The 23974-nt window shown below is 74.9% G+C and carries 26 protein-coding genes; 9 read left to right on the top strand and 17 right to left on the bottom strand.

Features of this window, described 5'->3' with window-relative positions; genetic code table 11:
• Window positions 1-17 precede the first annotated feature (17 nt).
• From ACIA6B_RS06245 to ACIA6B_RS06235, 3 genes are read left to right on the top strand one after another with little or no spacing between them, the layout of a single operon-like run.
• Complete coding sequence (locus tag ACIA6B_RS06245; RefSeq protein WP_396771516.1) at window positions 18-743, top strand: ABC transporter ATP-binding protein; 726 nt, start codon at window positions 18-20, stop codon at window positions 741-743.
• Window positions 740-1495, top strand: coding sequence for an ABC transporter permease (locus ACIA6B_RS06240; protein ID WP_396771514.1), 756 nt, complete (start codon window positions 740-742; stop codon window positions 1493-1495). The genes ACIA6B_RS06245 and ACIA6B_RS06240 overlap by 4 nt, the downstream gene beginning before the upstream one ends.
• The gene (locus ACIA6B_RS06235) at window positions 1492-2127 is read left to right on the top strand and encodes a TetR family transcriptional regulator (RefSeq protein ID WP_396771512.1); all 636 of its coding nucleotides are present in this window, start codon (window positions 1492-1494) and stop codon (window positions 2125-2127) included. The genes ACIA6B_RS06240 and ACIA6B_RS06235 overlap by 4 nt, the downstream gene beginning before the upstream one ends.
• Window positions 2128-2230: 103 nt before the next feature.
• On the opposite strand, the gene ACIA6B_RS06230 is transcribed toward ACIA6B_RS06235, so the two are convergent.
• The gene (locus ACIA6B_RS06230; protein ID WP_396771510.1) at window positions 2231-4006 is read right to left on the bottom strand and encodes an ABC transporter ATP-binding protein; all 1776 of its coding nucleotides are present in this window, start codon (window positions 4004-4006) and stop codon (window positions 2231-2233) included.
• Window positions 4003-5871 (bottom strand): ABC transporter ATP-binding protein, encoded by a 1869-nt coding sequence (locus ACIA6B_RS06225; RefSeq protein WP_396771508.1) that lies wholly within the window; start codon window positions 5869-5871, stop codon window positions 4003-4005. Before ACIA6B_RS06225 ends, ACIA6B_RS06230 begins: the two co-directional genes overlap by 4 nt.
• 193 nt (window positions 5872-6064) lie before the next feature.
• Here ACIA6B_RS06225 and ACIA6B_RS06220 point away from each other — a divergent pair, with 193 nt between their 5' ends.
• The 3 genes from ACIA6B_RS06220 to ACIA6B_RS06210 all read left to right on the top strand — a co-directional run bounded on the left by ACIA6B_RS06220 (window position 6065) and on the right by ACIA6B_RS06210 (window position 9712).
• Window positions 6065-6694, top strand: a complete 630-nt coding sequence (locus ACIA6B_RS06220; RefSeq protein ID WP_396771507.1) for a TIGR03085 family metal-binding protein — start codon at window positions 6065-6067, stop codon at window positions 6692-6694.
• Window positions 6695-6820: 126 nt separating this feature from the next.
• Window positions 6821-7768: a terpene synthase gene (locus tag ACIA6B_RS06215; protein WP_396771505.1), complete on the top strand. Its 948-nt coding sequence runs from the start codon at window positions 6821-6823 to the stop codon at window positions 7766-7768.
• Window positions 7769-7885: 117 nt separating this feature from the next.
• Window positions 7886-9712: an AMP-dependent synthetase/ligase gene (locus tag ACIA6B_RS06210; protein WP_396771503.1), complete on the top strand. Its 1827-nt coding sequence runs from the start codon at window positions 7886-7888 to the stop codon at window positions 9710-9712.
• 82 nt (window positions 9713-9794) lie between these two features.
• Here ACIA6B_RS06210 and ACIA6B_RS06205 read toward each other — a convergent pair whose 3' ends face one another.
• Together ACIA6B_RS06205 and ACIA6B_RS06200 are read right to left on the bottom strand one after the other, a co-directional pair.
• Entirely contained in the window at window positions 9795-11102 is a 1308-nt protein-coding gene (locus ACIA6B_RS06205) for a low temperature requirement protein A (RefSeq protein WP_396771501.1), read from the bottom strand.
• A gap of 73 nt (window positions 11103-11175) precedes the next feature.
• Window positions 11176-12627 carry a PLP-dependent aminotransferase family protein gene (locus ACIA6B_RS06200; RefSeq protein ID WP_396771499.1) on the bottom strand — a complete coding sequence of 484 codons (1452 nt, stop codon included), beginning with the start codon at window positions 12625-12627 and terminating at the stop codon, window positions 11176-11178.
• Window positions 12628-12686: 59 nt separating this feature from the next.
• Here ACIA6B_RS06200 and ACIA6B_RS06195 point away from each other — a divergent pair, with 59 nt between their 5' ends.
• Both ACIA6B_RS06195 and ACIA6B_RS06190 read left to right on the top strand, forming a co-directional pair.
• The gene (locus ACIA6B_RS06195; RefSeq protein ID WP_396771497.1) at window positions 12687-13319 is read left to right on the top strand and encodes a YitT family protein; all 633 of its coding nucleotides are present in this window, start codon (window positions 12687-12689) and stop codon (window positions 13317-13319) included.
• Between the two features lie 117 nt (window positions 13320-13436).
• Complete coding sequence (locus ACIA6B_RS06190; RefSeq protein WP_396771495.1) at window positions 13437-13898, top strand: hypothetical protein; 462 nt, start codon at window positions 13437-13439, stop codon at window positions 13896-13898.
• A 19-nt stretch (window positions 13899-13917) separates the two neighbouring features.
• Here ACIA6B_RS06190 and hisF read toward each other — a convergent pair whose 3' ends face one another.
• From hisF to hisD, 12 genes are all read right to left on the bottom strand, one after another.
• Complete coding sequence (hisF, locus tag ACIA6B_RS06185) at window positions 13918-14685, bottom strand: imidazole glycerol phosphate synthase subunit HisF (RefSeq protein WP_396771493.1); 768 nt, start codon at window positions 14683-14685, stop codon at window positions 13918-13920.
• Window positions 14686-14926: 241 nt separating this feature from the next.
• Entirely contained in the window at window positions 14927-15928 is a 1002-nt protein-coding gene (locus ACIA6B_RS06180; RefSeq protein WP_396771491.1) for an NADP-dependent oxidoreductase, read from the bottom strand.
• Complete coding sequence (locus ACIA6B_RS06175; RefSeq protein WP_281936550.1) at window positions 15925-16350, bottom strand: organic hydroperoxide resistance protein; 426 nt, start codon at window positions 16348-16350, stop codon at window positions 15925-15927. The genes ACIA6B_RS06180 and ACIA6B_RS06175 overlap by 4 nt, the downstream gene beginning before the upstream one ends.
• Window positions 16351-16352: 2 nt before the next feature.
• Window positions 16353-16799 (bottom strand): MarR family winged helix-turn-helix transcriptional regulator, encoded by a 447-nt coding sequence (locus ACIA6B_RS06170; protein WP_396771489.1) that lies wholly within the window; start codon window positions 16797-16799, stop codon window positions 16353-16355.
• 216 nt (window positions 16800-17015) lie between these two features.
• A complete protein-coding gene (locus ACIA6B_RS06165) occupies window positions 17016-17435 on the bottom strand; it encodes a RidA family protein (protein ID WP_396771487.1) in 420 nt (139 codons plus the stop codon).
• Window positions 17432-18160: a bifunctional 1-(5-phosphoribosyl)-5-((5-phosphoribosylamino)methylideneamino)imidazole-4-carboxamide isomerase/phosphoribosylanthranilate isomerase PriA gene (gene priA / locus ACIA6B_RS06160; RefSeq protein ID WP_357303148.1), complete on the bottom strand. Its 729-nt coding sequence runs from the start codon at window positions 18158-18160 to the stop codon at window positions 17432-17434. Before priA ends, ACIA6B_RS06165 begins: the two co-directional genes overlap by 4 nt.
• 19 nt (window positions 18161-18179) lie before the next feature.
• Complete coding sequence (locus tag ACIA6B_RS06155; RefSeq protein WP_281936557.1) at window positions 18180-18500, bottom strand: hypothetical protein; 321 nt, start codon at window positions 18498-18500, stop codon at window positions 18180-18182.
• Window positions 18493-19119, bottom strand: a complete 627-nt coding sequence (hisH, locus tag ACIA6B_RS06150; RefSeq protein ID WP_396771484.1) for an imidazole glycerol phosphate synthase subunit HisH — start codon at window positions 19117-19119, stop codon at window positions 18493-18495. Before hisH ends, ACIA6B_RS06155 begins: the two co-directional genes overlap by 8 nt.
• Window positions 19119-19286, bottom strand: a complete 168-nt coding sequence (locus ACIA6B_RS06145) for a hypothetical protein (RefSeq protein WP_396771482.1) — start codon at window positions 19284-19286, stop codon at window positions 19119-19121. Before ACIA6B_RS06145 ends, hisH begins: the two co-directional genes overlap by 1 nt.
• Entirely contained in the window at window positions 19286-19897 is a 612-nt protein-coding gene (gene hisB, locus ACIA6B_RS06140; RefSeq protein ID WP_281936562.1) for an imidazoleglycerol-phosphate dehydratase HisB, read from the bottom strand. The genes ACIA6B_RS06145 and hisB overlap by 1 nt, the downstream gene beginning before the upstream one ends.
• Window positions 19894-20967, bottom strand: a complete 1074-nt coding sequence (locus tag ACIA6B_RS06135) for a histidinol-phosphate transaminase (RefSeq protein ID WP_396771480.1) — start codon at window positions 20965-20967, stop codon at window positions 19894-19896. The genes hisB and ACIA6B_RS06135 overlap by 4 nt, the downstream gene beginning before the upstream one ends.
• Window positions 20964-22286, bottom strand: a complete 1323-nt coding sequence (gene hisD / locus ACIA6B_RS06130; protein WP_396771478.1) for a histidinol dehydrogenase — start codon at window positions 22284-22286, stop codon at window positions 20964-20966. Before hisD ends, ACIA6B_RS06135 begins: the two co-directional genes overlap by 4 nt.
• Window positions 22287-22393: 107 nt before the next feature.
• Here hisD and ACIA6B_RS06125 point away from each other — a divergent pair, with 107 nt between their 5' ends.
• Entirely contained in the window at window positions 22394-23098 is a 705-nt protein-coding gene (locus ACIA6B_RS06125) for an LON peptidase substrate-binding domain-containing protein (protein ID WP_396771476.1), read from the top strand.
• Here the strand turns inward: ACIA6B_RS06125 and ACIA6B_RS06120 are convergent.
• Window positions 23064-23957 carry a DUF2567 domain-containing protein gene (locus ACIA6B_RS06120; protein ID WP_396771474.1) on the bottom strand — a complete coding sequence of 298 codons (894 nt, stop codon included), beginning with the start codon at window positions 23955-23957 and terminating at the stop codon, window positions 23064-23066. The two genes, ACIA6B_RS06125 and ACIA6B_RS06120, sit on opposite strands and share 35 nt — an antisense overlap.
• Window positions 23958-23974: the final 17 nt, after the last annotated feature.

Below are 23974 nucleotides of genomic sequence, written 5' to 3'. Positions count from 1 at the left end.
AATTGTCGGAGGCGGACATGGACGACGCGGTGGCGGTCCGTGGCCTGGTGGTCGACCGGGGCGGGCGACGGGTGCTGCACGGCATCAGCTGCGCCGTGCCCCGCGGAACGGTCACCGGGCTGCTCGGGCCCAGCGGCAGCGGCAAGACCACGCTGATGCGCGCGGTGGTCGGCGTGCAGACAATCGACGCCGGCACGGTCGACGTGCTCGGCCGGCCCGCCGGCACGGCCGAGCTGCGCCACCGGGTGGGTTACCTGACCCAGGCGCCGAGCGTCTACGCCGACCTCACGGTCCGGGAGAACGCCCGCTACTTCGCCGTGCTCCAGGGCCGGGGCCGCGCCGACGCCGACCGGGCGGTGTCCGACGTCGGGCTGGCCACCGCGGCCGACCAGCTCGTCGGCACGCTCTCCGGCGGCCAACGCAGCCGCGCGTCGCTCGCCTGCGCCCTGGTCGGCGACCCGGAGCTGGTCGTCCTCGACGAGCCCACGGTCGGCCAGGACCCGGTGCTGCGGGCCGACCTGTGGGCCCGCTTCCACGCCATGGCCGCCACCGGCACCACGCTGCTGGTCTCCAGTCACGTGATGGACGAGGCGGCCCGCTGCGACCGGCTGCTGCTGATCCGCGAGGGCCGGCTGGTCGCCGACGACACCCCGGCCGCTGTCCGCGCCGCCACCGGCGTGGACGACCTGGAGGAGGCGTTCCTGCGCCTGATCCGCGACGGCGAGTCGGAGGACGCCTCGTGAACACGCGCATCCTGGCCGCCACCACCGGGCGGATCCTCCGTCAGCTCCGGCACGACAGGCGCACCGTCGCGCTGCTCGTCGTGGTGCCGGCGGTGCTGCTCACGCTTGTCTACTTCATGTACGTCGACCAGCCCACCCCGCCCGGCGCGCCGCGCACCTTCGACCGGGTCGCGCTGATCATGCTGGGCTTCTTCCCGTTCATCATCATGTTCCTGGTGACCAGCATCGCCATGCTCCGCGAGCGCACCACCGGCACGCTGGAACGGCTGCTCACCACGCCGCTGGGCAAGCTGGACCTGCTCTTCGGCTACGGCATCGCGTTCGGGCTGGCCGGGGTGCTCCAGTCCACCGTCGCCTCGCTGGTGGCCTACCAGGTGTTCGGGCTGGACACCGCCGGCAGCCCGTGGCTGGTCGTGCTGATCGCCAGCGTGAACGCGGTGTTGGCCGTGGCGCTCGGCCTGTTCTGCTCCGCGTTCGCCCGCACCGAGTTCCAGGCGGTGCAGTTCATGCCGGTCGTGGTCGCCCCGCAACTGCTGCTCTGCGGGCTGTTCGTGCCCCGCGGCCAGATGGCGGGCTGGCTCCAGGCCGTCAGCGACGTGCTGCCGCTGTCGTACGCGGTCGAGGCGCTCCAGGAGGTCGGCGCGCACGCCGAGCCGACCGGCACCATGTGGCGCGACGTGGCGATCGTGGCCGGCGCGGCGGTGGTCGCGCTGGTGCTGGCCGCCGCGACGCTGCGCCGGCGCAGCGGATGACCCCGCGTCGCGACGCCGAGCCGGCGGCGCAGCCGAGGAGAACGCGTCGCACCGGGCGGCGGCCCGGCAACCCGGACACCCGGGAGGCGATCCTCGCCGCGGCCCGGGGCGCGTTCGCCGAGCGTGGCTTCGACGCCACAGCGATCCGGACGGTCGCCGCCGCCGCCGGCGTGGACCCGGCGCTGGTGCACCACTACTTCGGTGCCAAGGAGGACCTCTTCCGGGCGGCCCTGGCGTTCCCGGTGGACCCGGCGCGGCTGCTGCCGACGGTTCTCGCGGGCGGGCCGGAGGGCATCGGCGAGCGGCTCGTCCGCACGTTCCTTGAGGTATGGGACTCGCCGGTCGGCGCTGCGGGGGTGGCGTTGCTGCGCTCGGCGGTGAGCAACGAGTGGACCGCCCGCCTGCTGCGGGAGTTCCTCGTCACCCAGGTGCTGCGACGGGTGCTCGACCACCTCGAGGTCGACCCGGCGGAGCTGCCGCTGCGTGGCGGGCTGGTGGCGACCCAGCTCGCTGGGCTGGCCCTGACGCGGTACGTGCTCCGCCTCGAACCGATCGCCGGCGCCGAGCCGGCGACCCTGGTGGCCGCCGCCGGCCCGACGGTCCAGCGCTACCTCACCGGCGACGTGCGCTGATCCTTCCCGGCGGCGATCTTGCGCTTGTTGCCCCGACGAAAAGGACGATCCACCCCTACCGGGGGCCGAAAGTGCAAGATCGCGAGAGTTCGGGGTGGCCCGGTCAGCGGGTCTGCTCCAGCCAGGAGGCGTAGAGCAGGGCGTAGACCGAGTCGGTGTCCCGGACCAGCTCCTCGTGCGAGCCACGCTGCACGATCCGGCCCCGATCCACCACGATCACCTCGTCGGCCGCCTGCGCGGTGGAGAGCCGGTGCGCGATGGCCAGCGTGGTGCGCCCCCGGGTCACCGCGTCCAGCGTGCGTTGCAGGCGCACCTCGGTGGCCGGGTCGACCGCGCTGGTCGCCTCGTCGAGCACCAGCAGGTCCGGGTCGGCCACGTACGCGCGGGCCAGCGCCACGAGTTGCCGCTCGCCGACGCTGAGCGCCTCGCCGCGCTCGCCCACCGGGGTGTCCAGCCCGGCCGGCAGCCCGTCCAGCCAGTCGGCCAGGCCCAACTCGGTGAAGGCGGCGGTGAGCCGGGCGTCGGACAGGTCCGGGCGGGCGAACCGGACGTTCTCCCCGACCGTGGCGTCGAACAGGAAGCCGTCCTGCGGCACCATCACCACCCGGGCGCGCAGCGAGTCGAAGCGGACCTGACGCAGGTCGACGCCGGAGAGCAGCACCTCGCCCTCGGTCGGGTCCATCAGCCGGGTGAGCAGCTTGGCGAACGTGGTCTTGCCGCTGCCGGTCTCGCCGACCACCGCCACCCGGCTCTTCGCCGCGATGTCCAGCGTCACGTCGTGCAGCACCGGCGGCCCGCCCGGATAGGCGAACGTCACCCCGGCGAAGCGGACGTCGAGCGGGCCGGACGGCAGCTCCCGGCCCCGCTCGCCCGGGTCGGCCACGTCCGGCTCGACGTCCAGCACGTCGAGCACCCGACGCCAGCCGGCGATCGCGTTCTGCGCCTCGTTGAGCACCTCGGTGGCGATCTGCACCGGCTGGATGAAGAGCGTGACCAGGAACAGGAACGCGGTGAGCTGGCCGACCGACAGCGTCCGGTCGACGCCCAGGCTCACCCCGACCACCACCACGCCGGCCAGCGCCAGGCCGGCGGCCAGCTCGCCGACCGAGCTGCCCAGGATGCTGATCCGGATGGCCCGCTGCTGGGCCAGCCGCTGCCCGTCGATCGCCGCGTCCAGCCGGCGGGCGGTGCGCCCGGCGATCCCGTAGGCCCGGATCACCGGCGCGCCGACCACGCTCTCGCCGATCGCGCCGAGCAGCGTGCCGGTCCGCTGCCGGACCAGCCCGTACGCGCCGGCCAGCCGGCGCTGCAACAACCGGATGATCAGCACCGCGGGCGCGAACGCGACGAGCACCACGAGCGTCAACTGCCAGGAGTACGCCAGCATCACGGCGGTGGTCACCAGCAACTGCCCCAGGTTGACCAGGAGGATCACGCCGCCCCACTGGAGGAACTGGGTGATCTGGTCGACGTCGCTGGTGACCCGGGAGACCAGCGACCCGCGCCGCTCGGACTGCTGGTGCAGCATGGACAGGTCGTGCACGTGCCGGAACGCGCGGGTCCGCACGCCGGCCAGCGCGGTCTCGCTGACCGTGAACAGCCGACGCATCATCAGGTAGCCGCAGGCGGTGGTGACCACCAGCACGGCGACGGTGACCGCCACGGTCAGCGAGATGACGCCCAGGTCGAGCCCGCCGACGATGCCGTGGTCGATGCCGCGCTGCACCGCCACCGGCACCGCCACCCGGCCGACCATGTAGACGAGCGCCAACGCCAACGTGCCGGCCAGCCCGGTCTTCAGCTCCGGCGAGAGCGCCAACCCGCGCCGCAGCGTCCCCCAGGTCGACTCGGCCCGTTCCTCGACCACCGCAGCGCTCACCGGTCCACCTCCATCTCCAGACCGGACGGCACCGGCGTGACCTCGTCGTACGTGCGGTTCTGCTCGCGTTCCTGTTCGGCCTGCTCGTACGCGGTGACCAGGTCGGCGTACCCGGGCACGGTGGCCAGCAGCTCGGGGTGCGTGCCGCGGGCGACCACCCGGCCCTGCTCCACGTAGATCACCTCGTCGGCGAGCGCGATGGTGGCCCGCCGGTACGCCACCACCAGGATCGACGCGCCCGCGTCGCCGGGGGCCCGCAGGCCGGCCAGGATAGCCGCCTCGACCCGCGGGTCGACGGCGCTGGTGGCGTCGTCGAGCACCAGCAGCCGGGGTCGGCCGGCGAGCGCCCGGGCCAGCGTGAGCCGTTGCCGCTGCCCGCCGGAGAGCGAGGTGCCCCGCTCACCGACCATGGTGTCCAGCCCGTCCGGCAGGGCGGCGACGAAGCCGTCCGCCTCGGCCAGCCGCAGCGCGGCCCACACCTCGTCGTCGCCGACGCCGGCCCGGTCGAGCGTGATGTTGGCCCGGACCGTGTCGTCGAAGACGAACGGCACCTGGGCCACCAGCGCCACCGTGCCGGCGAGCGAGGCGGCGGTCAGCTCGCGCACGTCGACGCCGTCCAGCGTGACCCGGCCCCGGTCCGGATCGACCAGCCGCACGGCCAGCGACGCGATGGTGGACTTGCCGGCGCCGGTCGGACCGACCAGGGCCACCGTCTTCCCGGCCGGCACCGTGAACGTCACCTCGCCGAGCACCTCCGCGCCGGGCCGGTGCGCCTCGGCCGGCTCGTACCCGAAGTGGACGTCGGCGAAGCCCAGCGTGGCCGGCTCCCGGCGGGCCGGGTCGAGCGTCACGTCGCCGTACGGCATCTCGCCGGTGGCGTCCAGGACCCGGCTGACCCGCTCCCAGCCGGCGACGCTGCGCGGCAGCTCGGCCAGCACCCAGCCGATCGCCCGCACCGGGAAGGCCAGCACGGTGAACAGGAACGCGACGCTGACCAGCTCGGTCACCGTGATCGCGCCCTGGCGGAGCCGGACCGCGCCGACCACCAGCACGGCGAGCGTGCCGAGGCTGGGCAGGGTCTCCAGCATCGGGTCGAAGACGCCGCGCAGCCGGCCGACGGAGATCAACGCGTCGCGCAGGTCACCGGCGCGCGCGGCGAAGCGGGCCGTCTCCTGGGACTCCCGGCCCATGGTCTTGACCACCAACGCGCCGTCGAAGCTCTCGTGCGCGATGCCGCTGACCTCGGCGCGCAGGCGCTGGGCGCGGGCCTGGCGGGGCGCCATCCGGCGGGAGTAGACCACGTTGAGGGCGAACAGCGCGGGGAAGACGGCGAGGCCGACCAGGGCGAGCGCCCAGTCGGTGACGAACAGCGAGGCCACGGCGCCGACAAGCATCACCAGCGTGCCGACCGCGAACGGCAGCGGCGCGATCGGGTACCAGGCGGCCTCCACGTCGGAGTTGGCGTTGGACAGCAGCGTGCCGGTGGAGTTGCGGTGGTGCCAGGCGAGCGGCAGGTCGAGGTAGCGGCGGGTGACCCGGCGACGGTAGGCGGCCTGGAGCCGGTACTGCATGTAACCGGCGCCGAGCCGTCGGCCGAAGATCCCGACCACCCGCAGCACGCTGATCCCGAACAGCGCCGACGCGGCGAGCGCGAGGGCGCCGCCGGCCACCGAGCCGCGTTCGACCGCCGGCACCACCACGTCGCCGACCACCGCGCCGACCACGTACGCGCTGGCGATGACGAGGAGGCCGAAGAGCACACTGCCGCTGACCGCCACCGCGAAGATCCGGGGTTGCTCCCGGATCGCCCGGCCGAGCACCCTGAGCCCCTTGCCGAGCACGTCCCGACTTGTCCCGCTCGCCACGCTCTCCCCCGCCGTAAGCCACAGTTTTCTCCCCCATCCTTACCGCTCGTCGCCGCGTACGCCGACCCGGCCGGGATATGTCCGCCGTCACGTTCGCGCCGACGGGTCCGGACGGCGGGCGGCGACCGGCGGCCCGGCAACGTCGCGCCGGCCGTGGCGCGCCGATCGGGCGGCGCGGGCCTACGATCGGGCCATGCCGCGGTACGCCCGAGCGGAGCGCGAGGCGCTCGCCGATCTGATGCTGGAACTGGGACCGGACGCGCCGACGGTCAACGAGGGGTGGACCACCCGCGACCTGGCGGCGCACCTGCTGGTGCGGGAGCGCCGGCCGGACGCGGCCGGCGGGATCCTGCTGCCGCCGCTGCGGGGGTACGCCGAGGCGGTGCGCCTGCGGGTCGCCGCCGGTCCGTACGCCGACCTGGTCGACCGGGTCCGCCGACCGCCGGTGTGGAGCCCGGTGAGCAATCCGCTCACCGACGAGCTGGCCAACGGCATGGAGTTCTTCATCCACCACGAGGACGTACGCCGCGCCCGACCCGGCTGGCACCCGCGCGACCTGCCGGCCGGGCAGCAGGCGGTGCTCTGGAAGCGGGTCGCCCTGCTGGCCCGGATGGCGCTGCGGCGGTTCCCGGCCGAGGTGCTGGTGCAGGCGCCGGGGCACGGCGAGCTGCGGGCCGGCCGGGGCGGCGAGCGGCTGCGACTGGTCGGCGCGCCGGGCGAGCTGGTGCTGTTCCTCACCGGCCGGCAGCGGGTGGCCCGGGTCCAGGTGGAGGGCCCGGCCGGGCCGGCGGAGCGGCTGCGCACGGCCGAGCTGGGGCTCTGACCGAGCGTAGGCATCCCGTAACCGCACTTTCACGAAAAGCGCACATCCCAGTGGTGAATGCCGATCAATTCTGCCGTACGCTCCTGCCCGCCGCCCCGCTCCGCGGGCGGCGGACAGGGGGCACGGATGCGCGGCTTCGCGCTCTCGGCGCTGCACGAACCGCCCTTTCCGGCGCGACGGCACCCCGCCGTCGAGCGGATCACCGCGGAGAGCGCCGGCTGGGTACGCGACCTCGGCCTGGTCCGTGACCCGGCCGGGCGGCGCCGACTGGCCGGCGCGCACGCCGCGGAACTGGCCGGACGGGCCGGCCCGGAGGCGTCCCCGGCGGGCCTGCGCCTGCTCACCGACCTGATCAACTGGCTGTTCGTGGTGGACGACGCCTGCGACGACGACGGCCTGGGCGCGGACCCGACCCGGCTGGCCCCCACCGTGGCGGCGCTGCTGAACGTGCTGGACCGGCACGGCGACCCGGCCGCGCCCGTCCCGGCCGGCGGCCCGCTGGCGGTGGCGCTCGACGACCTGTGCCGGCGGGCCCGCGACGCACAGCGGCCCGCGCTGCTGCTGCGCCTGGTCAGCCAGTTGCGCGAATACCTGCTGGCGCTGCTCTGGGAGGCGGCCAACCGGGAGCACCGTCGGGTGCCCGGGGTGGCCGAGTACGTGCAGATGCGCCGACACACCGGCGGCGTACGCCCCGGTTTCACGGTGACCGACCTGACCCACCCGGCGCGCCCCGACCCCACCCGGCGGGCCGATCCGGCGCTGGCCGCGTTGGACGCCCTCGCCGCCGACCTGGTCTGCTGGTGCAACGACCTGTTCTCCTACGGCAAGGAGCGCGGCGTCGCCCCGCCGGCGCACAACCTGGTCACCACCATCGCCGGCGAGACCGGTCAGGACGAGGCGGCGGCGCTGCGCGAGGCGGCGGCCCGGTTCAACGCGGCGCTGGCCGCGTACGCGGAACGGGACGCGGCGCTGACCGTCGCCGCCGACGCCGGGGTTCGCGCGTTCCTCGCCACCCGCCGGGACTGGATCCGGGCCACCTACGACTGGTCCCGCGCCGCCACCCGGTACGCCTGAGCCCGAACCCCGGCCGATCCGCACTAGCCGCTGCCCCGGTGCAGGCAATACTCTTCGGTAACCGCAGACCGGCGTGACCCCCGTCACGTCCCTCCACCCCTGAAGGCGGCTTCCACGATGGCTCTCGATGTACCGTACCGTTCCGTACCGGACATGTTCCTCAAGCGCGTGGCGGACTCCCCCGACCGGCACGCCTTCGCCCACCCCGCACCCGACGACTCGGGCCCGGTCTGGTTGACGTGGGAGCAGGTCGGGCAGCGCGCCAAGGCGATCGCGGCCGGGCTGCACGGGCTGGGTGTGGGCCTCGAGGACCCGGTGGCGATCCTGGCCAACACGCGGCTGGAGTGGGTGCTCGCCGACTTCGGCGTGATGTGCGCCGGCGGGGCCACCACCACCGTCTACCCCACCACCGAGCCCGAGGAGGCGGCGTACATTCTCGCCGACTCGGGGTCGCGGGTGCTGTTCGCGGAGAACCCGGCCCAGGCCGCGAAGATCGCCGGCGCGGAGCTGCCGGCGCTGACCCACGTGGTGCTCCTCGACGGCACGGCCGACCCGGCGGCCACCGTTCCCCAGCTCACGCTCGCCGAGCTGGAGGAACGCGGCGCCGCCGCGCTGGCCGCCACGCCCGGCCTGATCGACGAGCTGGTCGCCGGCATCGGCCCGGACCACCTGGCCACCCTGATCTACACGTCGGGCACCACCGGCCGGCCCAAGGGCGTGGAGCTGCTGCACGGCGGGTGGTGCTGGGAGGGCGTCGCGCAGGCCGAGCTGGGCCTGCTGCGCGTCGACGACCTGCAATATCTCTGGTTGCCGTTGTCCCACTCGTTCGGCAAGACGCTGCTCTGCGGCGCCACCCACGTCGGCCTGCCCACCTACGTCGACGGCCGGGTGGACCGGCTGGTCGACCTGCTCGGCGTGGTCCGGCCGACGCTGATGTGCGGCGCGCCCCGGGTGTTCGAGAAGGTCTACAACAAGGCGGTCACCACCGCGCAGGGCGCGGGCGGCGCGAAGGCGAAGATCTTCGGCTGGGGCGTCGCGGTCGGCAAGGAGAAGGTCGCGCTGGAGCAGGCCGGCAAGCCGGTCCCGGCCGGGCTGCGGATGAAGTACGCGCTCGCCGAGAAGCTGGTCTTCAGCAAGCTCCAGGCCCGGCTGGGCGGCCGGATGCGGGTCCTGGTCTCCGGCGCGGCGCCGCTGAGCAAGGAGATCGCCACCTTCTTCGCCGCCGCCAACCTGCCCATCTCGGAGGGGTACGGCCTCACCGAGACCAGCGCCGGCGCGTTCGTCAACCCGCCGGACGGTCTCCGGATCGGCAGCGTGGGCCGGGCCATGGGTGACCTGGAGTGCCGGATCGACACCGACGGCGAGATCCTGGTCCGGGGCCGGCCGGTGATGCGTGGCTACCACAACCTGCCCGGGGAGACCGCCGAGGCGTTCACCGACGACGGCTTCTTCCGCACCGGCGACATCGGCACGCTCGACGACGACGGCTACCTGCGCATCACCGACCGCAAGAAGGACCTGGTCAAGACGTCCGGCGGCAAGTACGTCGCGCCGTCGCACATCGAGGGCATGTTCAAGGCGATCTGCCCGTACACCTCGCAGGCGGTGGTGATCGGGCAGGCCCGCAACTACTGCACCATGCTGGTCACGCTGGACCCGGACGCGATCAGGGGCTGGGCCGCCGGCACCCCGCTGGAGGGGGGCGACTACACCACGATCGTCACCTCGCCCGAGGCGCGGACGATGGTCGAGGGCTACGTGGACGAGCTGAACGCCAAGCTCAACCGTTGGGAGACGATCAAGAAGGTGACGATCCTCCCCCGCGACCTGACCATCGCCGACGGCGAGGTCACCCCGTCGTTGAAGATCAAGCGCCGCAGCGTGGAGACCAACTTCGCCGGCGAGATCGACAAGATGTACGAGGGCACGCTCGCCGAGCTGTGACGTGTCCCCGGCGCCCCGCCGGCCGTGCCCCACCGTCCCGGGGCACGGCCCGCGCGGGACCGGCCCGGCGGGCCCGCGCCGGTCACAGGTGTTCCCGACGCCACCGGCTCTGCTCGGTCTCGGCGGCCACCTGCTCCTCCAGCGCGAGCTGACGCACCCGGCGGCGGCGGCCGTCCTCGCTGCGCGTCTCCCAGGTGACGCCGGCGCCGGCGAGCACCGCCAGCACGCCCAGCGCGGCCACCTCCGGGATCCGGAACGCGAACGGGCCGACCACGACCAGCGCCGCCACCGTGACCAGCAGCGGACGGTGCACCTCGCGCACTGCCAACCACCAGCAGCCGGCGATGCTGAGCAGGTAGAGCGCCACCCCGCCGAAGAGGACGCCGCCCCAGAAGTCACCCAGCGACCACCCCCAGGTCGGGGTGGCCGGGTCCGCGACCTCGGCGAGCAGGTCCTTGAGGCCGAGCGCGTAGAGGATCGTCCCGGTGACCATCGGCAGGTGCAGGAACGTGTAGACCGAGCGGCTCAGCCGCAGCCGGGCGAGCCGGTCCCGGGCGTGGTGCAGCGCCTGCTCCAACGCGAACGCCAGCGTGTCGAAGTACGCCCACCAGAGCGCCGCCACGATCGCGATACCGAGCAGCGCGGCCACCGCCACCGGGCCGGTCAACGGCAGCCCGGTCTTCGGGCCGAGCCCCAACGCGATGATCGACTCGCCGAGCGCGACAAGCACCATCAGCGCGTGCCGTTCCGCCCAGTGCCCGGCCGAGACCACCACCCACCAGTGCCAGGCCACTGTGGTGCCGACCACGTACTCGACGAGCACCGCCAGCGTCCAGAGCGCCAGTTGCAGCCCGACCGCGAGCCGGCCGTCGGGCAGCCAGACCCGGACGACGCCGGCGACCACGAGCAGCACGGTCGCCACGACCGGCACCAGGACGCGCAGCAGGAACCGCCGGCGTCGCACCGGGTCGGCCCGGTCCACCCGGCCGAACACGGTGAGCTGGGCCATCCGGATCACGAAGTAGCAGCCGGCGAAGACCAGCGGCCCGTTCAGGCCGCCGGGGCGGTCCCGGAACGCGCCGGGCGCGCTGAGCACGAGCAGGAACGTGGCCGCCACGGTGACGAAGCCGACAAGGGGCAGCATGCCCTGGTCGGCCCGGCAGGCGTTGCCCACCCGCGCGAAGCCGGTCCACGACCACCAGAGCAGCGCCAGCACCAGCAGGAAGCGGTAGAGGTTGACCGGGGTCAGCTCGGAGGCGGTCAGCGTGGTGACGCTGAGGAACGCGAAGACGAAGACCAGGTCGTAGAAGAGTTCCAGCCGGGTGGTGCGGGAGCCGGGGGCGGCGGCGCGTAGCGCCCACGTCCAGCGGGCGTCGCTCCGGTTCCCCACCCGGGCAGTCTGCGGGCCCGCCGCCGGCCGGGGTTGCGGTTCGGCCGGCAACCACCGGAACGGGGCCGGTCGCTCAGGCGATGACGCTCGGCTCCCGCCACTGCGGCCGGCCGGCCCGGTCCAGGTCGTAGCGGACCGCGGCGAGCCGCCCGACCGCCTCCGCCAGCTCCGCGGCGGGCAGCGTGAACGGCAGCCGGAGGAACCGCTCCAGCGTGCCGTCCAGGCCGAACCGGGGGCCGGGCGCCAGCCGTACGCCGACCTCCTCGGCCGCCCGGGCCAACGCGCTGGAGATCGGGCCGTCCAGCTCGGCCCAGAGCGTGACGCCGCCGCGCGGCACCCGGAACCGCCAGTCGGGCAGCCGGTCGGCGAGCGCGGCGACCAGCGCGTCCCGCTGGCCGGCGAGCTGGGTCCGGCGGGCCGCCACGATGGCCGGTGCCTGGGCCAGCAGGTGCACCGCGACGAGCTGGTCGAGGACCGGACTGGCCATGTCCACGCCGACCCGGGCCGCGGCCAGCCGCTGCACCTGCGGCGCGGAGGCGCGGACCCAGCCGATCCGCAGCCCGCCCCAGTAGGGCTTGCTCATCCCGCCGATGCTGATCACCCGGGAGTGCCTGTCGAAGACCGCCACCGGTGGCGGCAGCGGGGTCTCGTCCAGCGGCAGGTCGACGAAGGACTCGTCCACCACCAGGTCGGCGCCGGCGGCGTGGGCCGCGCCGACCAGCCGCTCGCGCAGGTCGGCCGCCATCAGGTGGCCGGTCGGGTTGTGGAACTCCGGGATCACGTACGCCAGCTTGGGCCGGGTCTGCCGAAGGCTGCCGAGCAGCAGGTCGGCGTCCCAGCCGTCGTCGGAGAGCCCGTGCGTGGCGATCCGGGCCCGCCGGGCGGCGAGCGCGGCGAGCGCGTTGGGGTAGGTGGGCGACTCCACCAGCACCCCGCCTCCGGGGGACAGCGCCAGCCGGAGCACCAGGTCCAGGGCGTGCTGGGTGCCGCTGGTGACCATGATCTGCTCAGGGCTGGTGGGGAGGCCACGCTCGGTGTAGCCGCGGGCCACCGCCTCGCGCAGCTCGACGATGCCGGTGGGGTGGTAGCCGGCGCCGCCGAGATAGCGGGGCAGGTCCTCGGCCGCCGCGCGGGCGGCGGGGACGAGCTGCGGCGGGGCGGCGAGCGCGGCGACCCCGAGGTCGATCATGTCCCGGTCGTCGAGCGGCGTCCAGAGGCCGGTGCTGGCCACCCGGTGGGTGCCCGGCAGCATGGTCCAGCTCCCGGCGCCGCGCCGGCTCGCCAGGTGGCCGCTCTCCCGCAGTTCCCGGTACGCCGCGGTGACGGTGGTCCGGCTGATCCGGAGCGCCTCGGCCAGTTCCCGCTCGGCCGGCAGACGTACCCCCAGGGGCAGCCGGCCGTCGGCGAGCAGGCCCCGGACGGCGGCGGCGAGCGCGACGTAGTCCGGGCTGCGCCGCCGGCCGGGCAGCGCGTGCCACTGGCCGAGCAGCCGCGCCAATTGGACACCGCGCACCTGGCTGGTCATGGCCACTCCTCCCCGATTGGCCTCTCCGGCTCGGCCGATTGGACCCTAGGGTGGCATGCATGGCACAGCTTGGCAATCTCCGGGACCGGCCGGTACGGCGACTCACCCAGCTCTACGCCGGCCTGGTCCTCTACGGGCTCAGCATGGCGCTGATGATCCGGTCCGGGCTGGGCCTGGATCCCTGGGACGTGTTCCACCAGGGGCTGGCCCGACAGACCGGCCTCTCCTTCGGCACCGTCACCATCGCCGTCGGCGCCGTGGTGCTGCTGCTCTGGATCCCGCTGCGGCAGCGCCCCGGGCTCGGCACGATCAGCAACGTGGTGGTGATCGGGCTGGTCGTCGACGGCACCCTGACCGTGCTGCCGCCCGGCGAGGGCCTGCCGGTACGCGCCGCGCTGCTGGTGGTCGGCATCGTCGCCAACGGCGCCGCCACCGGCCTCTACCTGGGCGCCGGGCTCGGCCCCGGGCCGCGTGACGGCCTGATGACCGGCCTGGTCGCCCGCCGCCCGCGCCTGTCGATCCGGCTGGTCCGGACCGTCATCGAGGTGACCGTGCTCGCCCTCGGCTGGCTGCTCGGCGGCACCGTCGGCCTCGGCACGGTGGCCTACGCGCTCGCCATCGGGCCGCTCGCCCACCTGTTCATCCCGATCTTCGCGATCCCGCCCCGGCCGGTCCGCGCCTACGCTGCGTGAGCGCGTTCGGGCCGACCGCCACCGCGTCGGCCGACCCGGAGCGCGCTGAGCTGCGACGACGCACGCCGCCAAAACCGGGTGTTTTCTCCGCCGTCGCGGGCGGGCATCATTTCGTGCATGGGGGACAACGGATGGCGTTGGAGCGACGCCTGGATCTTCGTGGCGTTGGTCATCGCGAGCGGCGCCGGCCGGCACCGCCGGGCCGCCGCCACACGCCGCCCCGAGGGGGTACGCCTCGCCGACGTCCTCTCCACCGCCGACCACCTCAACCAGGCCATTCCCGAACGACACGAGGTCGAGGGGGCGGTCCGGCGGCTCGTCGGCGCCGGCCTGGTCAGCGTCGCCGACGGCTGGTTCCGGGTCACCCCGGACGGTGAACGGCTCTGGCGCACCCGGCCCAGCGCCGGGCTCGGCACCACTGTCGACACCGTGCAGGGCGTGCTGACCCGCCGGCACCCGCCGGGCGAGTCCGAGTGGCAGCTCGCCGAGGACGACCACGCCGCCGCCGTCCAGGAGTACGTGGTCCGCTCCATCCCGATGCCCCGCCGGTCCCCGGAGGGGCGCTCCGGGCGGCCGTGACCCGTGGGCCCGGCCCGGGTCAGCGGACCGGGTGCCCGGCGCCGCGCAACGCGTCCTTGACCTCGCCGACGGTCAGCTCGCCGAAGTGGAAGACACTGGCCGCGAGCACCGCGTCGGCGCCCGCGCCGACCGCCGGCGGAAAGTGCGCCACCGCGCCCGCGCCGCCGCTGGCGATCACCGGCACCTCGACCACGTCCCGGACCGCCTCGATGAGCGGCAGGTCGAACCCGGCCTTGGTGCCGTCCGCGTCCATCGAGTTGAGCAGGATCTCGCCGGCGCCCAGCTCGGCGCCGCGGGCGGCCCACGCCACCGCGTCCAGGCCGGTGCCGCGCCGGCCACCGTGCGTGGTGACCTCGAAACCGCTTGGCGTCACCCCGGCCGGGGCGCGCCGCACGTCCAGCGAGAGCACCAGCACCTGGCGGCCGAACCGGTCGGCGATCTCGGCGATCAGCTCCGGCCGGGCGATGGCCGCGGTGTTCACCCCGACCTTGTCCGCCCCGGCCCGCAGCAGCGTGTCGACGTCGGCGACCTGCCGGACGCCACCGCCCGCGGTGAGCGGGATGAAGACCGACTCGGCGGTGCGCCGGACCACGTCGAGCATCGTTCCGCGGTCGCTGGACGACGCGGTGACGTCGAGGAACGTCAGCTCGTCCGCCCCGGCCCGGTCGTACGCCGCCGCCAGCTCCACCGGGTCGCCGGCGTCGCGCAGGTCGACGAAGTTGACGCCCTTGACCACCCGTCCGGCATCCACGTCCAGACACGGAATGACCCGCACCGCCACCGTCATGCCGGAAAGCCTAGCCAACGCGGAAGCGGGGGGGGGGGGGGGGGGGGGGGGGGGGGGGGGGGGGGGGGGGGGGGGGGGGGGGGGGGGGGGGGGGGGGGGGGGGGGGGGGGGGGGGGCGGGGGGGGGGCGGCACACCCCCCCCCCCCCCCCCCCCCCCCCCCCCCCCCCCCCCCCCCCCCCGCCCCCCCGCGCCCCCCCCCCCCCCCCCCCCCCCCCCCCCCCCCCCCGCTTCCGTGGGGTGTCAGAGGCGGACGAGCATCTTGCCGAGGTTCTCGCCGCGCAGCAGGCCGAGGAAGGCGTCCGGGGCCTGCTCGATGCCGTCGACCACCGTCTCGTCGTACGACAGGCGACCCTCGCGCAGCCAGCCGGCCACCTCCTGCACGAACTGCTCGCGCAGGTGACCGTGGTCACCGACGAGGAAGCCGCGCAGCGTCAGCCGCTTGCCGATCACCAGCGCCAGGTTGCGCGGGGCGGCCGGCGGCTCGGCCGAGTTGTACTGGGCGATCATGCCGCAGATGGCGGCCCGGCCGTGCAGGTTCATCGCCCCGATCGCGGCCTCCAGGTGCTCCCCGCCGACGTTGTCGAAGTACACGTCGACACCGTCCGGGGCGGCGGCCTTGAGCTGCTCGTACACCGGCCCGTCGTGGTAGTCGAAGGCGGCGTCGAAGCCGAGCCCGGCGAGCCGCTCGACCTTCGCCCGGGAACCGGCGCTGCCGATCACCCGGCCGGCGCCGCGCAGCTTCGCGATCTGCCCGACCATCGAGCCCACCGCGCCGGCCGCGCCGGAGACGAAGACCGTCTCCCCGGGCTTCAGGGCGGCCACGTCGAGCAGCCCGGCGTACGCGGTCAGCCCGGTCATGCCGAGCACGCTCAGGTAGGCGCTGACCGGCGCGAGGCCGGCGTCGACCTTGCGGACGGCCGTCGCGTCGACGAGCGCGTACTCGCGCCAGCCCAGGCCGTGCAGCACGACGTCGCCGGGCTTGACGCCGGCGGCCTCGCCGGCCACCACCTCACCGATCGCGCCGCCGTCGAGCGGGGCGTCGAGCGCGAACGGCGGCACGTACGACTTGACGTCGTTCATCCGTCCCCGCATGTACGGGTCGACGGACATGAACTGGTTGCGCACCACGACCTGACCCGGCCCCGGGGTCGGCACCTCGGTGGTGACCAGCCGGAAGTTGTCGGCGGTCGGCCAGCCCTCGGGGCGGGACGCCAGGTGGATCTCCCGGTTCACGCTGCTCACAGGGCCTCCCGGACGGTCAGCGCGACCTCGATGTTGCCGCGGGTCGCGTTCGAGTAGGGGCAGACCTGGTGGGCCGCCTCGACCAGCTTCTCGGCGGCCGGGCGCTCGACGGCCGGCAGGTCCACCACAAGTGTCACGGTCAGGCCGTAGCCGCCGCTGCCGTTCGGGCCGATGCCCACCTCGGCCTCGACGACCGAGCCGGCGACGTCCGCCTTGGCCTGGCGGGCGACGATGCGCAGCGCGGAGTGGAAGCAGGCCGCGTAGCCGGCCGCGAAGAGCTGCTCGGGGTTGGCCGCGCCGCCGGCGCCGCCCATCTCCTTCGGCACGGCGAGGTTCAGGTCGACGGTGCCGTCGGAGGTGCGGACGTGGCCGTCGCGACCGTCGCCGGTGGCCTTGGCGGACGCGGTGTAGAGGACCTGCATGGTCACTGCTCCTTCTGTCGGTGGATCGTCTCGGTGACCCGGGTGAGCGTGTCGCGGAGGTCGACCAGTTCGGCCGCCGTGAGGCCGGTGGCCACGGCCACCCGCATCGGCACGTCCGCCATCCGCTCCCGCAGCGCCCGGCCGCGATCGGTGAGGCCCACCTCGACCCGGCGCTCGTCGGCGGCCGAGCGGGTGCGCACCACCAGGCCGGCCCCCTCCAGCCGCTTGAGCAGCGGGGAGAGTGTGCCGGAGTCGAGCCGGAGCCGCGCGCCGAGCTCGGAGACCGTGGGGGCGTCGTCGTCGCGCTCCCAGAGCACCAGCAGCACCAGGTACTGCGGGTAGGTCAGGCCGTGCTCGTCGAGGATGGGCCGGTAGACGTCGGTCAGAGCGCGCGACGCCGCGTAGAGCGCGAAGCACACCTGCCGGCGTAGCACCAGATCATCGGTCACCCGACGAACTGTAGCGCGCAATCAAGTTGTGCACAACTTATCGGCGCCGCATCCGGTGGAGGGATCGATCGACCGGCTACCAACCTGATGGCACAAACGACTCAGCACGTCGTCGACCGGACGCGCGGGCGTTGACCCATCCACGCCATCAAGTTGGTAGCGCCGCACGACCCACCTCTCTCCGCGCCGGAGAGAGAGGTGGCCGGGTGGGCCGGCTCAGCGCCCGGGGACGGGGACGTACGCCTCCAGCTCGATCTCGACCAGGTGCTCCGGGTCGAGCAGACCGGCCACCACCACCATGGTCGCCACCGGACGCACCGGGCCGAACACCGCGTTGTGCGCCCGACCCACCTCGTCGACGTAGAGCCGGTCGGTCACGTACATCCGGGTCCGGACCACGTCGGCTGGTTCCGCGCCCACCTCGGCCAGCGCGTCCAGGCCGATCCGGATCGCCTGCGCGGTCTGCGCCGCCGCGTCCCCCACGTGCGCCACCCGACCGTCCACCGTGGAGGTGCAGCCGGCGGTGATCGCCAGCGCGCCGGCCCGGACCACCCGCGAGTAGCCGTAGAGCGCCTCCCACGGGCCGCCCGAGCCGAGCCGGGTCACCACCGGCGACCCGCCCACCTCGATCGTCACGCGCCGGCCCGCAGCGTGGCGAGCGCCTGGGCGACCGTGAACGCGCCGGCGTAGAGCGCCTTGCCGGCGATCACGCCCTCCACACCGACCGGCTCCAGCGTGGCCAGCGCCCGCAGGTCGTCGAGCGTGGACACCCCGCCGGAGGCGATCACCGGCGCGTCGGTGCGGGCGCACACCTCGCGCAGCAGGTCCAGGTTCGGCCCCCGCATGGTGCCGTCCTTGGTGATGTCGGTGACCACGTACCGCGCCGCGCCGGCCGCGTCCAGCCGGGCCAGCACGTCGTAGAGGTCACCGCCGTCGCGGGTCCAGCCCCGCGCCGAGAGGGTACGCCCGCGCACGTCCAGCCCGATCGCCACGCGGTCCCCGTACTCGCCGCAGATCCGGTCGCACCACTCGGGATCCTCCAACGCGGCGGTGCCGATGTTGACCCGGGCCGCCCCGGTGCCCAGCGCCGCCCGCAACGACTCGTCGTCGCGGATCCCGCCGGACAGCTCCACCTTGACGTCGAGCTTGCCGACCACCTCGGCGAGCAGCGCCGCGTTGGAGCCCCGACCGAACGCGGCGTCCAGGTCGACCAGGTGGATCCACTCCGCGCCGTCGGACTGCCAGGCGAGCGCCGCCTCCAGCGGGTCGCCGTACGCGGTCTCGCTGCCGGCGGCGCCCTGCACCAGCCGGACGGCCTGGCCGTCGGCGACGTCCACGGCGGGCAACAGGTCAAGGCTCAACGGTTGTCTCCTCGCATCCTCAACGACGGTCCAACGCGATCACCACGATCGCCGGCAGGACCAGCAGCAACAACACGACCAACGCCAGCCGCAGCGCGAGGTCGTCGACGAAACTCCAGATGCCGATCACCGCGACGGCGGTGAGCAGCACGATGGCCGCCCGCTCCCGCCGGCTGTGCCGGCGCAGCCGACCGGTGCGCCCCCGCCGCAGCCGGGGCGTCAGCCGGCGTACCCAGGCCCGGCGCCGCTCCCGACGGGCCACCCGCCGGGCCCGGACGGCGCGTTCCCGCTCCTGCTCGGCCTCGCGGGCCGCCCGACGGCGGGCCCGCTCCTTACTCAAAGGTGCCGAGCCAGTTGCGCAGGAGCGCCGCGCCCGTGTCGGCCGACTTCTCCGGGTGGAACTGGGCGGCGGACAGCGTCCCCCGCTCCACCGCCGCGACGAAGTCGCCGCCGTGGTGGGCGGTGGTCACGACGGCGCCGGCGGCGGCGAGCGCGGCCGGGTCGGTGACCCCGTAGGAGTGCACGAAGTAGAACCGGGCGTCGGCCGGCAGGCCGGCGAAGAGCACCGACCCGCCCGGCGGTCGCACCGTGTTCCAGCCCATGTGGGGCAGGCGCGGCGCGGGCAGCTTCGTCACCCCGCCGGGCAGCAGGCCCAGGCCCTTGGTCACCACGCCGTGCTCGTCGCCGTGCTCGAAGAGCACCTGCATGCCGACGCAGATGCCGAGCACCGGGCGGCCCGCCGCCACCCGCTCGGCGATCACCGGGCCGGCGCCGAGCGCCTCGATGCCCGCCATGCACGCGGCGTACGCGCCGACGCCCGGCACCACCAGACCGTCGGCCCCGGCGGCGGCGCTCAGGTCGTCGGTCACGGTGACGTCCGCGCCGGCCCGCTCCAGCGCGCGCTCGGCCGAACGCAGGTTGCCCGAGCCGTAGTCGAGCACCACCACCCGCCGGCCCATCAGCCCTCCCCGGGCAGCAGCCAGAGCAGCCCGCCGGCGGTCGCCAGCACGGCCAGCAGGCCGGTGACCACCACGGCGGCGCGGGCGGCGCCCTGCTTGTAGAGCGACCAGGTCCCACCGACCAGCACCCCGGCCAGGATCAGCAGCAGCGTCGGCAACACCCTCATCAGAGCGCGCCCTTCGTGGACGGCACCACGCCGGCGCTGCGCGGGTCGATCGCGGTCGCCTCACGCAGCGCCCGGGACACGGCCTTGAACTGGGCCTCGACCACGTGGTGCGCGTCCGGGTGGCCGCCGGGCCGGGCCGCCCGCAGCACGTCCACGTGCAGCGTGACCCGGGCCGACTGGCCGAACGACTCCCAGATGTGCCGGGTCATGCTGGTCGGGTAGACCGGCCCGATGTACGGCGACAGCGCCGGCTCGTCGTGCACCACGTACGGCCGGCCGGACAGGTCGACCGCGGCCCGCACCAGCACCTCGTCCATCGGGACGGTGGCCGAGCCGTACCGCCGGATGCCGGCCTTGTCGCCCAGCGCCCGGTCGAACGCCGAGCCCAGCGCGAGCGCGGTGTCCTCCATGGTGTGGTGCGCGTCGATCTCCAGGTCGCCGACCGTGTGCACGGTCAGGTCGAAGCCGCCGTGCCGGGCGATCTGGTTCAGCATGTGGTCGTAGAAGCCGACGCCGGTCTCGATGTCGGCCTTGCCGGTGCCGTCGAGGTCGATCTCGACGAGCACCTTGGTCTCGTTGGTGACCCGCTCGATCCGGGCGGTGCGGTTCATGACAACTTCTCCATCGCGGACAGAAAGGCGTCGGTCTCGGCCGGGGTTCCGGCGGTGACCCGCAGCCAGCCGGGCAGGCCGACGTCGCGGACCAGCACGCCGGCGTCGAGCAGGGTACGCCAGGCGGCGCCCTGGTCGCCGCCGACGTCGAACAGCACGAAGTTGGCGTCGCTGTCGGCCACCCGGCGCCCTCGCGCGCGCAGCTCGGCGACGATCCGGTCGCGCTGCACCATGATCGCGGCGACGGTGCCGAGCAACGCGTCCCGGTGCGCCAGCGCCGCCCGGGCGGCGGCCTGGGTGAGCGCGGAGAGGTGGTACGGCAGCCGGACCAGCTGCACCGCCGCCACCACCGCCGGGTCGGCGGCCAGGTAACCCAGCCGGCCGCCGGCGAACCCGAACGCCTTGCTCATGGTCCGGGTGACCACCAGCCGGGGGTGGCCGGGCAGCACGGCGAGCGCGCTGACCGTGCCCGGTCGGGCGAACTCCGCGTACGCCTCGTCCACCACCACCATGCCGGGCGCCTCGGCCAGCACGGCGGCGACCACGGCCGGATCGAGCGCGGTGCCGGTCGGGTTGTTCGGCGAGCAGAGGAACACCACGTCCGGACGGTGCGCGCGCACCTGGTCGACCGCGTCGGCGGCGGTCAGCCCGAAGTCGGCGCCCCGGACGCCGGGGACCCACCGGGTGCCGGTGCCGAGCGCCAGCAGCGGGTGCATCGAGTACGCCGGGGTGAAGCCGAGCGCGGTGCGCCCGGGGCCGCCGAACGCCTGGAGCAACTGCTGCTGGATCTCGTTCGAGCCGTTGGCCGCCCACACGTGGTCGGTGGTGAGGTCGTGGCCCAGGTACGCCGCCAGGTCGGCGCGGAGCGCCACCGCGTCCCGGTCCGGGTAGCGGTTGAGGTCACGCAGCTCGGCCGCGACCGCCTTGCCGATCGCCTCGACCACCGGCTCGGGCACCGGGTAGGAGTTCTCGTTGGTGTTCAGCCGCACCGGCACGTCGAGCTGCGGCGCGCCGTACGGGGAGCGTCCACGCAGGTCGTCCCGGATCGGCAGGTCGTCGAGCGTGGTCACGAGTCGTCTCCGGGGAAGCGGACGCGGACCGCCTGGCCGTGCGCCGGCAGGTCCTCCACGCCGGCCAGCGTGACCACGTGCGGGGTCACCTCGCGCAGCGCCTGCTCGGTGTACTCCACCAGGTGGACGCCGCGCAGGAAGGACTGCACGGACAACCCGGAGGAGTGCCGGGCGCAGCCGCCGGTGGGCAGCACGTGGTTGGAGCCGGCGCAGTAGTCGCCGAGCGACACCGGCGACCAGGCGCCCACGAAGATCGCACCGGCGTTGCGCACCCGCAACGCCCACTCGCGGGCGTTCTCGGTCTGGATCTCCAGGTGCTCGGCCGCGTACGCGTCGACCACCCGCAGCCCGGCCGCCAGGTCGTCGACGAGGACCACGCCGCTCTGCTCGCCGCGCAGCGCGGTGCCGATCCGCTCGGCGTGCTTGGCCGCCGGCACCTGCCGGGCCAGCTCGGCGTCGACCGCGTCGGCCAACTCGGTCGACGGCGTGACCAGCACGCTGGCCGCGAGGGGGTCGTGCTCGGCCTGGCTGATCAGGTCGGCGGCGACGTGCGCCGGGTCGGCGGTGTGGTCGGCCAGCACAGCGATCTCGGTCGGGCCGGCCTCGGCGTCGATGCCGACCACGCCGCGCAGCAGCCGCTTCGCGGCGGTGACCCAGATGTTGCCCGGCCCGGTGATCATGTCGACCGGGTCGCAGCGCTCGTCTCCGGCCGGGTCGACCGTCGCGCCGTACGCGAGCATGGCCACCGCCTGGGCGCCGCCGACCGCGTACACCTCGTCCACGCCGAGCAGCGCGCAGGCGGCGAGGACCCGCGGGTCGGGCAGGCCGTCGTTGTCCTTCTGCGGCGGGCTCGCCACCACCAGCGAGCGCACCCCGGCCGCCTGGGCCGGGACCACGTTCATCACCACCGTCGACGGGTACATGGCCAGGCCGCCGGGGACGTAGAGGCCCACCCGGTCGACCGGCACCCACCGCTCGGTCACCGTGCCACCGGGCACCACGGTCGTGGTGTGGTCGGTCCGGCGCTGGTCGGCGTGGACCCTGCGGGCCCGGGTGATCGACTCCAGCAGCGCGGCGCGGACCTGCGGGTCCAGCTCGCCCTCGGCGGCGCGGATCACCTCGACCGGCACCCGCAGATGCTCCGGCGCGACGCCGTCGAACCGCTCGCTGGCCTCCCGGATCGCCGGGTAGCCATGCTCGCGGACCGCCTCGACGAGGGGGCGGATCCGCTCGACCGCGACGGAGACGTCGAGCTGGGCACGGGGCAGCAGGCGGCGCGGGTCGGGCACCCCGCCGCGCAGGTCGATCCGATTCAGCACACCTGCGAGTCTAGGCCGCCGCCGGTCGGACCGACCGGGGCCGCCCGCACGCCGGGACGGTGAGCCGGGACACGCAGGCCGGGCGCGGGGGAGCTAGGCTCGATCACGTGAGCGCACGGCTGCCGGTGTTCCCGCTCGGGACCGTCCTCTTCCCCGGGCTGGTCCTTCCGCTGCACATCTTCGAGGAGCGCTACCGAGCCCTGGTCCGCCACCTGGTCGGGCTGCCCGAGGGCGCGCCGCGCGAGTTCGGCGTGGTGGCGATCCAGGCCGGCTGGGAGGTCGCGCCGGCCGGGCCGCCCGGCCGCTCCGGGCTGGCCGGCGGCGAGATCACCCTGCACGAGGTGGGCTGCACGGCCGAGCTGCGGCAGGTCACCGAGCTGGCCGACGGCGGGTTCGACATCGTCACGGTGGGCCGGCGCCGGTTCCGCATCGCCGAGATCGACGACGACGCCGAGCCGTACCTCACCGCCGAGGTGGAGTGGCTGCCCGAGCCGGCCGGCCCGGACGAGGTGGCCGACGTGCTGGCGGCCCGGGTGATCTCGGTGTTCCGGAACTATCTCGGCCTGATCCGGCCGGACCAGGAGGAGATCTCCGAGCAGCTCCCGGAGGACCCGACCGTGCTGTCGCACCTGGTCGCGGCGACCGCCGCGCTGACCGTCGCCGACCGGCAGCGACTGCTCGCCATCGACGACACAGCCGGCCGGCTCCGCGCCGAGCTGCGCCTGCTCAACCGCGAGTCGGCGCTGCTGCGCCAGGTCCGGGCGGTGCCGGTGCCGCTCAGCGAGCTGGCGGGTCTTCCGGCGCCGAACTGAACCCCGGTGGGTCCGCCCGGCCGTCGTCCCCCGGGCCGGCCGGCCCGTGACCAGCGCCCTCCGGCGCCGCCGGCCACCCGCCGTCCGGGCCGGGCGGGGGCGGCCACGCACCGGGCTCCGGTTCGGGGCGCAGCGACGGCCATCGCGACCAGCCGGCCAGCAACGTGTACGTGACAGCCGCGCCGAACGCCGCGAGCAGCAGGTTGCCGTGCGGCAGGGGCAGCGGACCGAACCAGTCGACCCCGCCGGCGCGCAGGTCGGCCGGCTTGGTGAAGTCGGTCCCCGGCGGTGCGGTGTCCAGCAGCCGCTGGAAGGTGCCGAGCCCGATCCTCCGGCCCACCTGCCACGCCACCACCGCCGCGCCGAGGCCGCCCAGCGTCGCCGCGAGCAGGCCGACCGGACCGCGCCGGCGGCGCAGCAGCACCCACAGCGCGATGGCGGAGAGGACCCCGAAGCCGAGCGCGAGGAGGCTGAACCAGCCGTCGGCCGCGATCGGTTGCTCCGGCTGCGGGACCGCGTACACCGCGCCGTCCGGCGTCTGCCGCACCGGCGTGCCCGGCGCGGCCCACGCCCACAGCAGACCCAGCGGCGCCCCGAGCGCGGTGAGCAGCGCCGCCACGCCGAGGACGATCGCCACCGGCCGGCCGCCGTCGCGGCGCGCGCCGGGCAGCTCCTGGACGACGTCCGGATGGCCGGCGAGCGGGGCCGCGCCGGGCGCGGTGACCGGGGTGCCGGCGGGCACCGGAAGGCCACCGGGCCAGCCGGACGGCTGCTCGGCGGGCGGCTGCTCCGCGGGCGGCTGCTCCGCGGCGCCGGGACGGTCGGCGGTCCGCTCGGGATCAGGGGTGTCCGGGCTCACCCGGTGATCCTCTCAGG

Source organism: Micromonospora sp. NPDC051141, from assembly GCF_044455765.1.
GTDB lineage: Bacteria > Actinomycetota > Actinomycetes > Mycobacteriales > Micromonosporaceae > Micromonospora.
The sequence above is the reverse complement of the archived record's forward strand: the minus strand, read 5'-3'. Positions and strand labels throughout refer to the sequence as shown.

What these genes read in the sequence shown, in the direction of transcription:
- ACIA6B_RS06245 (WP_396771516.1), top strand. Translation starts at nt 18, where the DNA reads ATGGACGACGCGGTGGCGGTCCGTGGCCTGGTGGTCGACCGGGGCGGG.
- ACIA6B_RS06235 (WP_396771512.1), top strand. Translation starts at nt 1,492, where the DNA reads ATGACCCCGCGTCGCGACGCCGAGCCGGCGGCGCAGCCGAGGAGAACG.
- ACIA6B_RS06220 (WP_396771507.1), top strand. Translation starts at nt 6,065, where the DNA reads ATGCCGCGGTACGCCCGAGCGGAGCGCGAGGCGCTCGCCGATCTGATG.
- ACIA6B_RS06215 (WP_396771505.1), top strand. Translation starts at nt 6,821, where the DNA reads ATGCGCGGCTTCGCGCTCTCGGCGCTGCACGAACCGCCCTTTCCGGCG.
- ACIA6B_RS06210 (WP_396771503.1), top strand. Translation starts at nt 7,886, where the DNA reads ATGGCTCTCGATGTACCGTACCGTTCCGTACCGGACATGTTCCTCAAG.
- ACIA6B_RS06200 (WP_396771499.1), bottom strand. Translation starts at nt 12,627, where the DNA reads ATGACCAGCCAGGTGCGCGGTGTCCAATTGGCGCGGCTGCTCGGCCAG.
- ACIA6B_RS06195 (WP_396771497.1), top strand. Translation starts at nt 12,687, where the DNA reads ATGGCACAGCTTGGCAATCTCCGGGACCGGCCGGTACGGCGACTCACC.
- ACIA6B_RS06190 (WP_396771495.1), top strand. Translation starts at nt 13,437, where the DNA reads ATGGGGGACAACGGATGGCGTTGGAGCGACGCCTGGATCTTCGTGGCG.
- hisF (WP_396771493.1), bottom strand. Translation starts at nt 14,685, where the DNA reads ATGACGGTGGCGGTGCGGGTCATTCCGTGTCTGGACGTGGATGCCGGA.
- ACIA6B_RS06175 (WP_281936550.1), bottom strand. Translation starts at nt 16,350, where the DNA reads ATGCAGGTCCTCTACACCGCGTCCGCCAAGGCCACCGGCGACGGTCGC.
- hisH (WP_396771484.1), bottom strand. Translation starts at nt 19,119, where the DNA reads ATGGGCCGGCGGGTGGTGGTGCTCGACTACGGCTCGGGCAACCTGCGT.
- ACIA6B_RS06145 (WP_396771482.1), bottom strand. Translation starts at nt 19,286, where the DNA reads ATGAGGGTGTTGCCGACGCTGCTGCTGATCCTGGCCGGGGTGCTGGTC.
- hisB (WP_281936562.1), bottom strand. Translation starts at nt 19,897, where the DNA reads ATGAACCGCACCGCCCGGATCGAGCGGGTCACCAACGAGACCAAGGTG.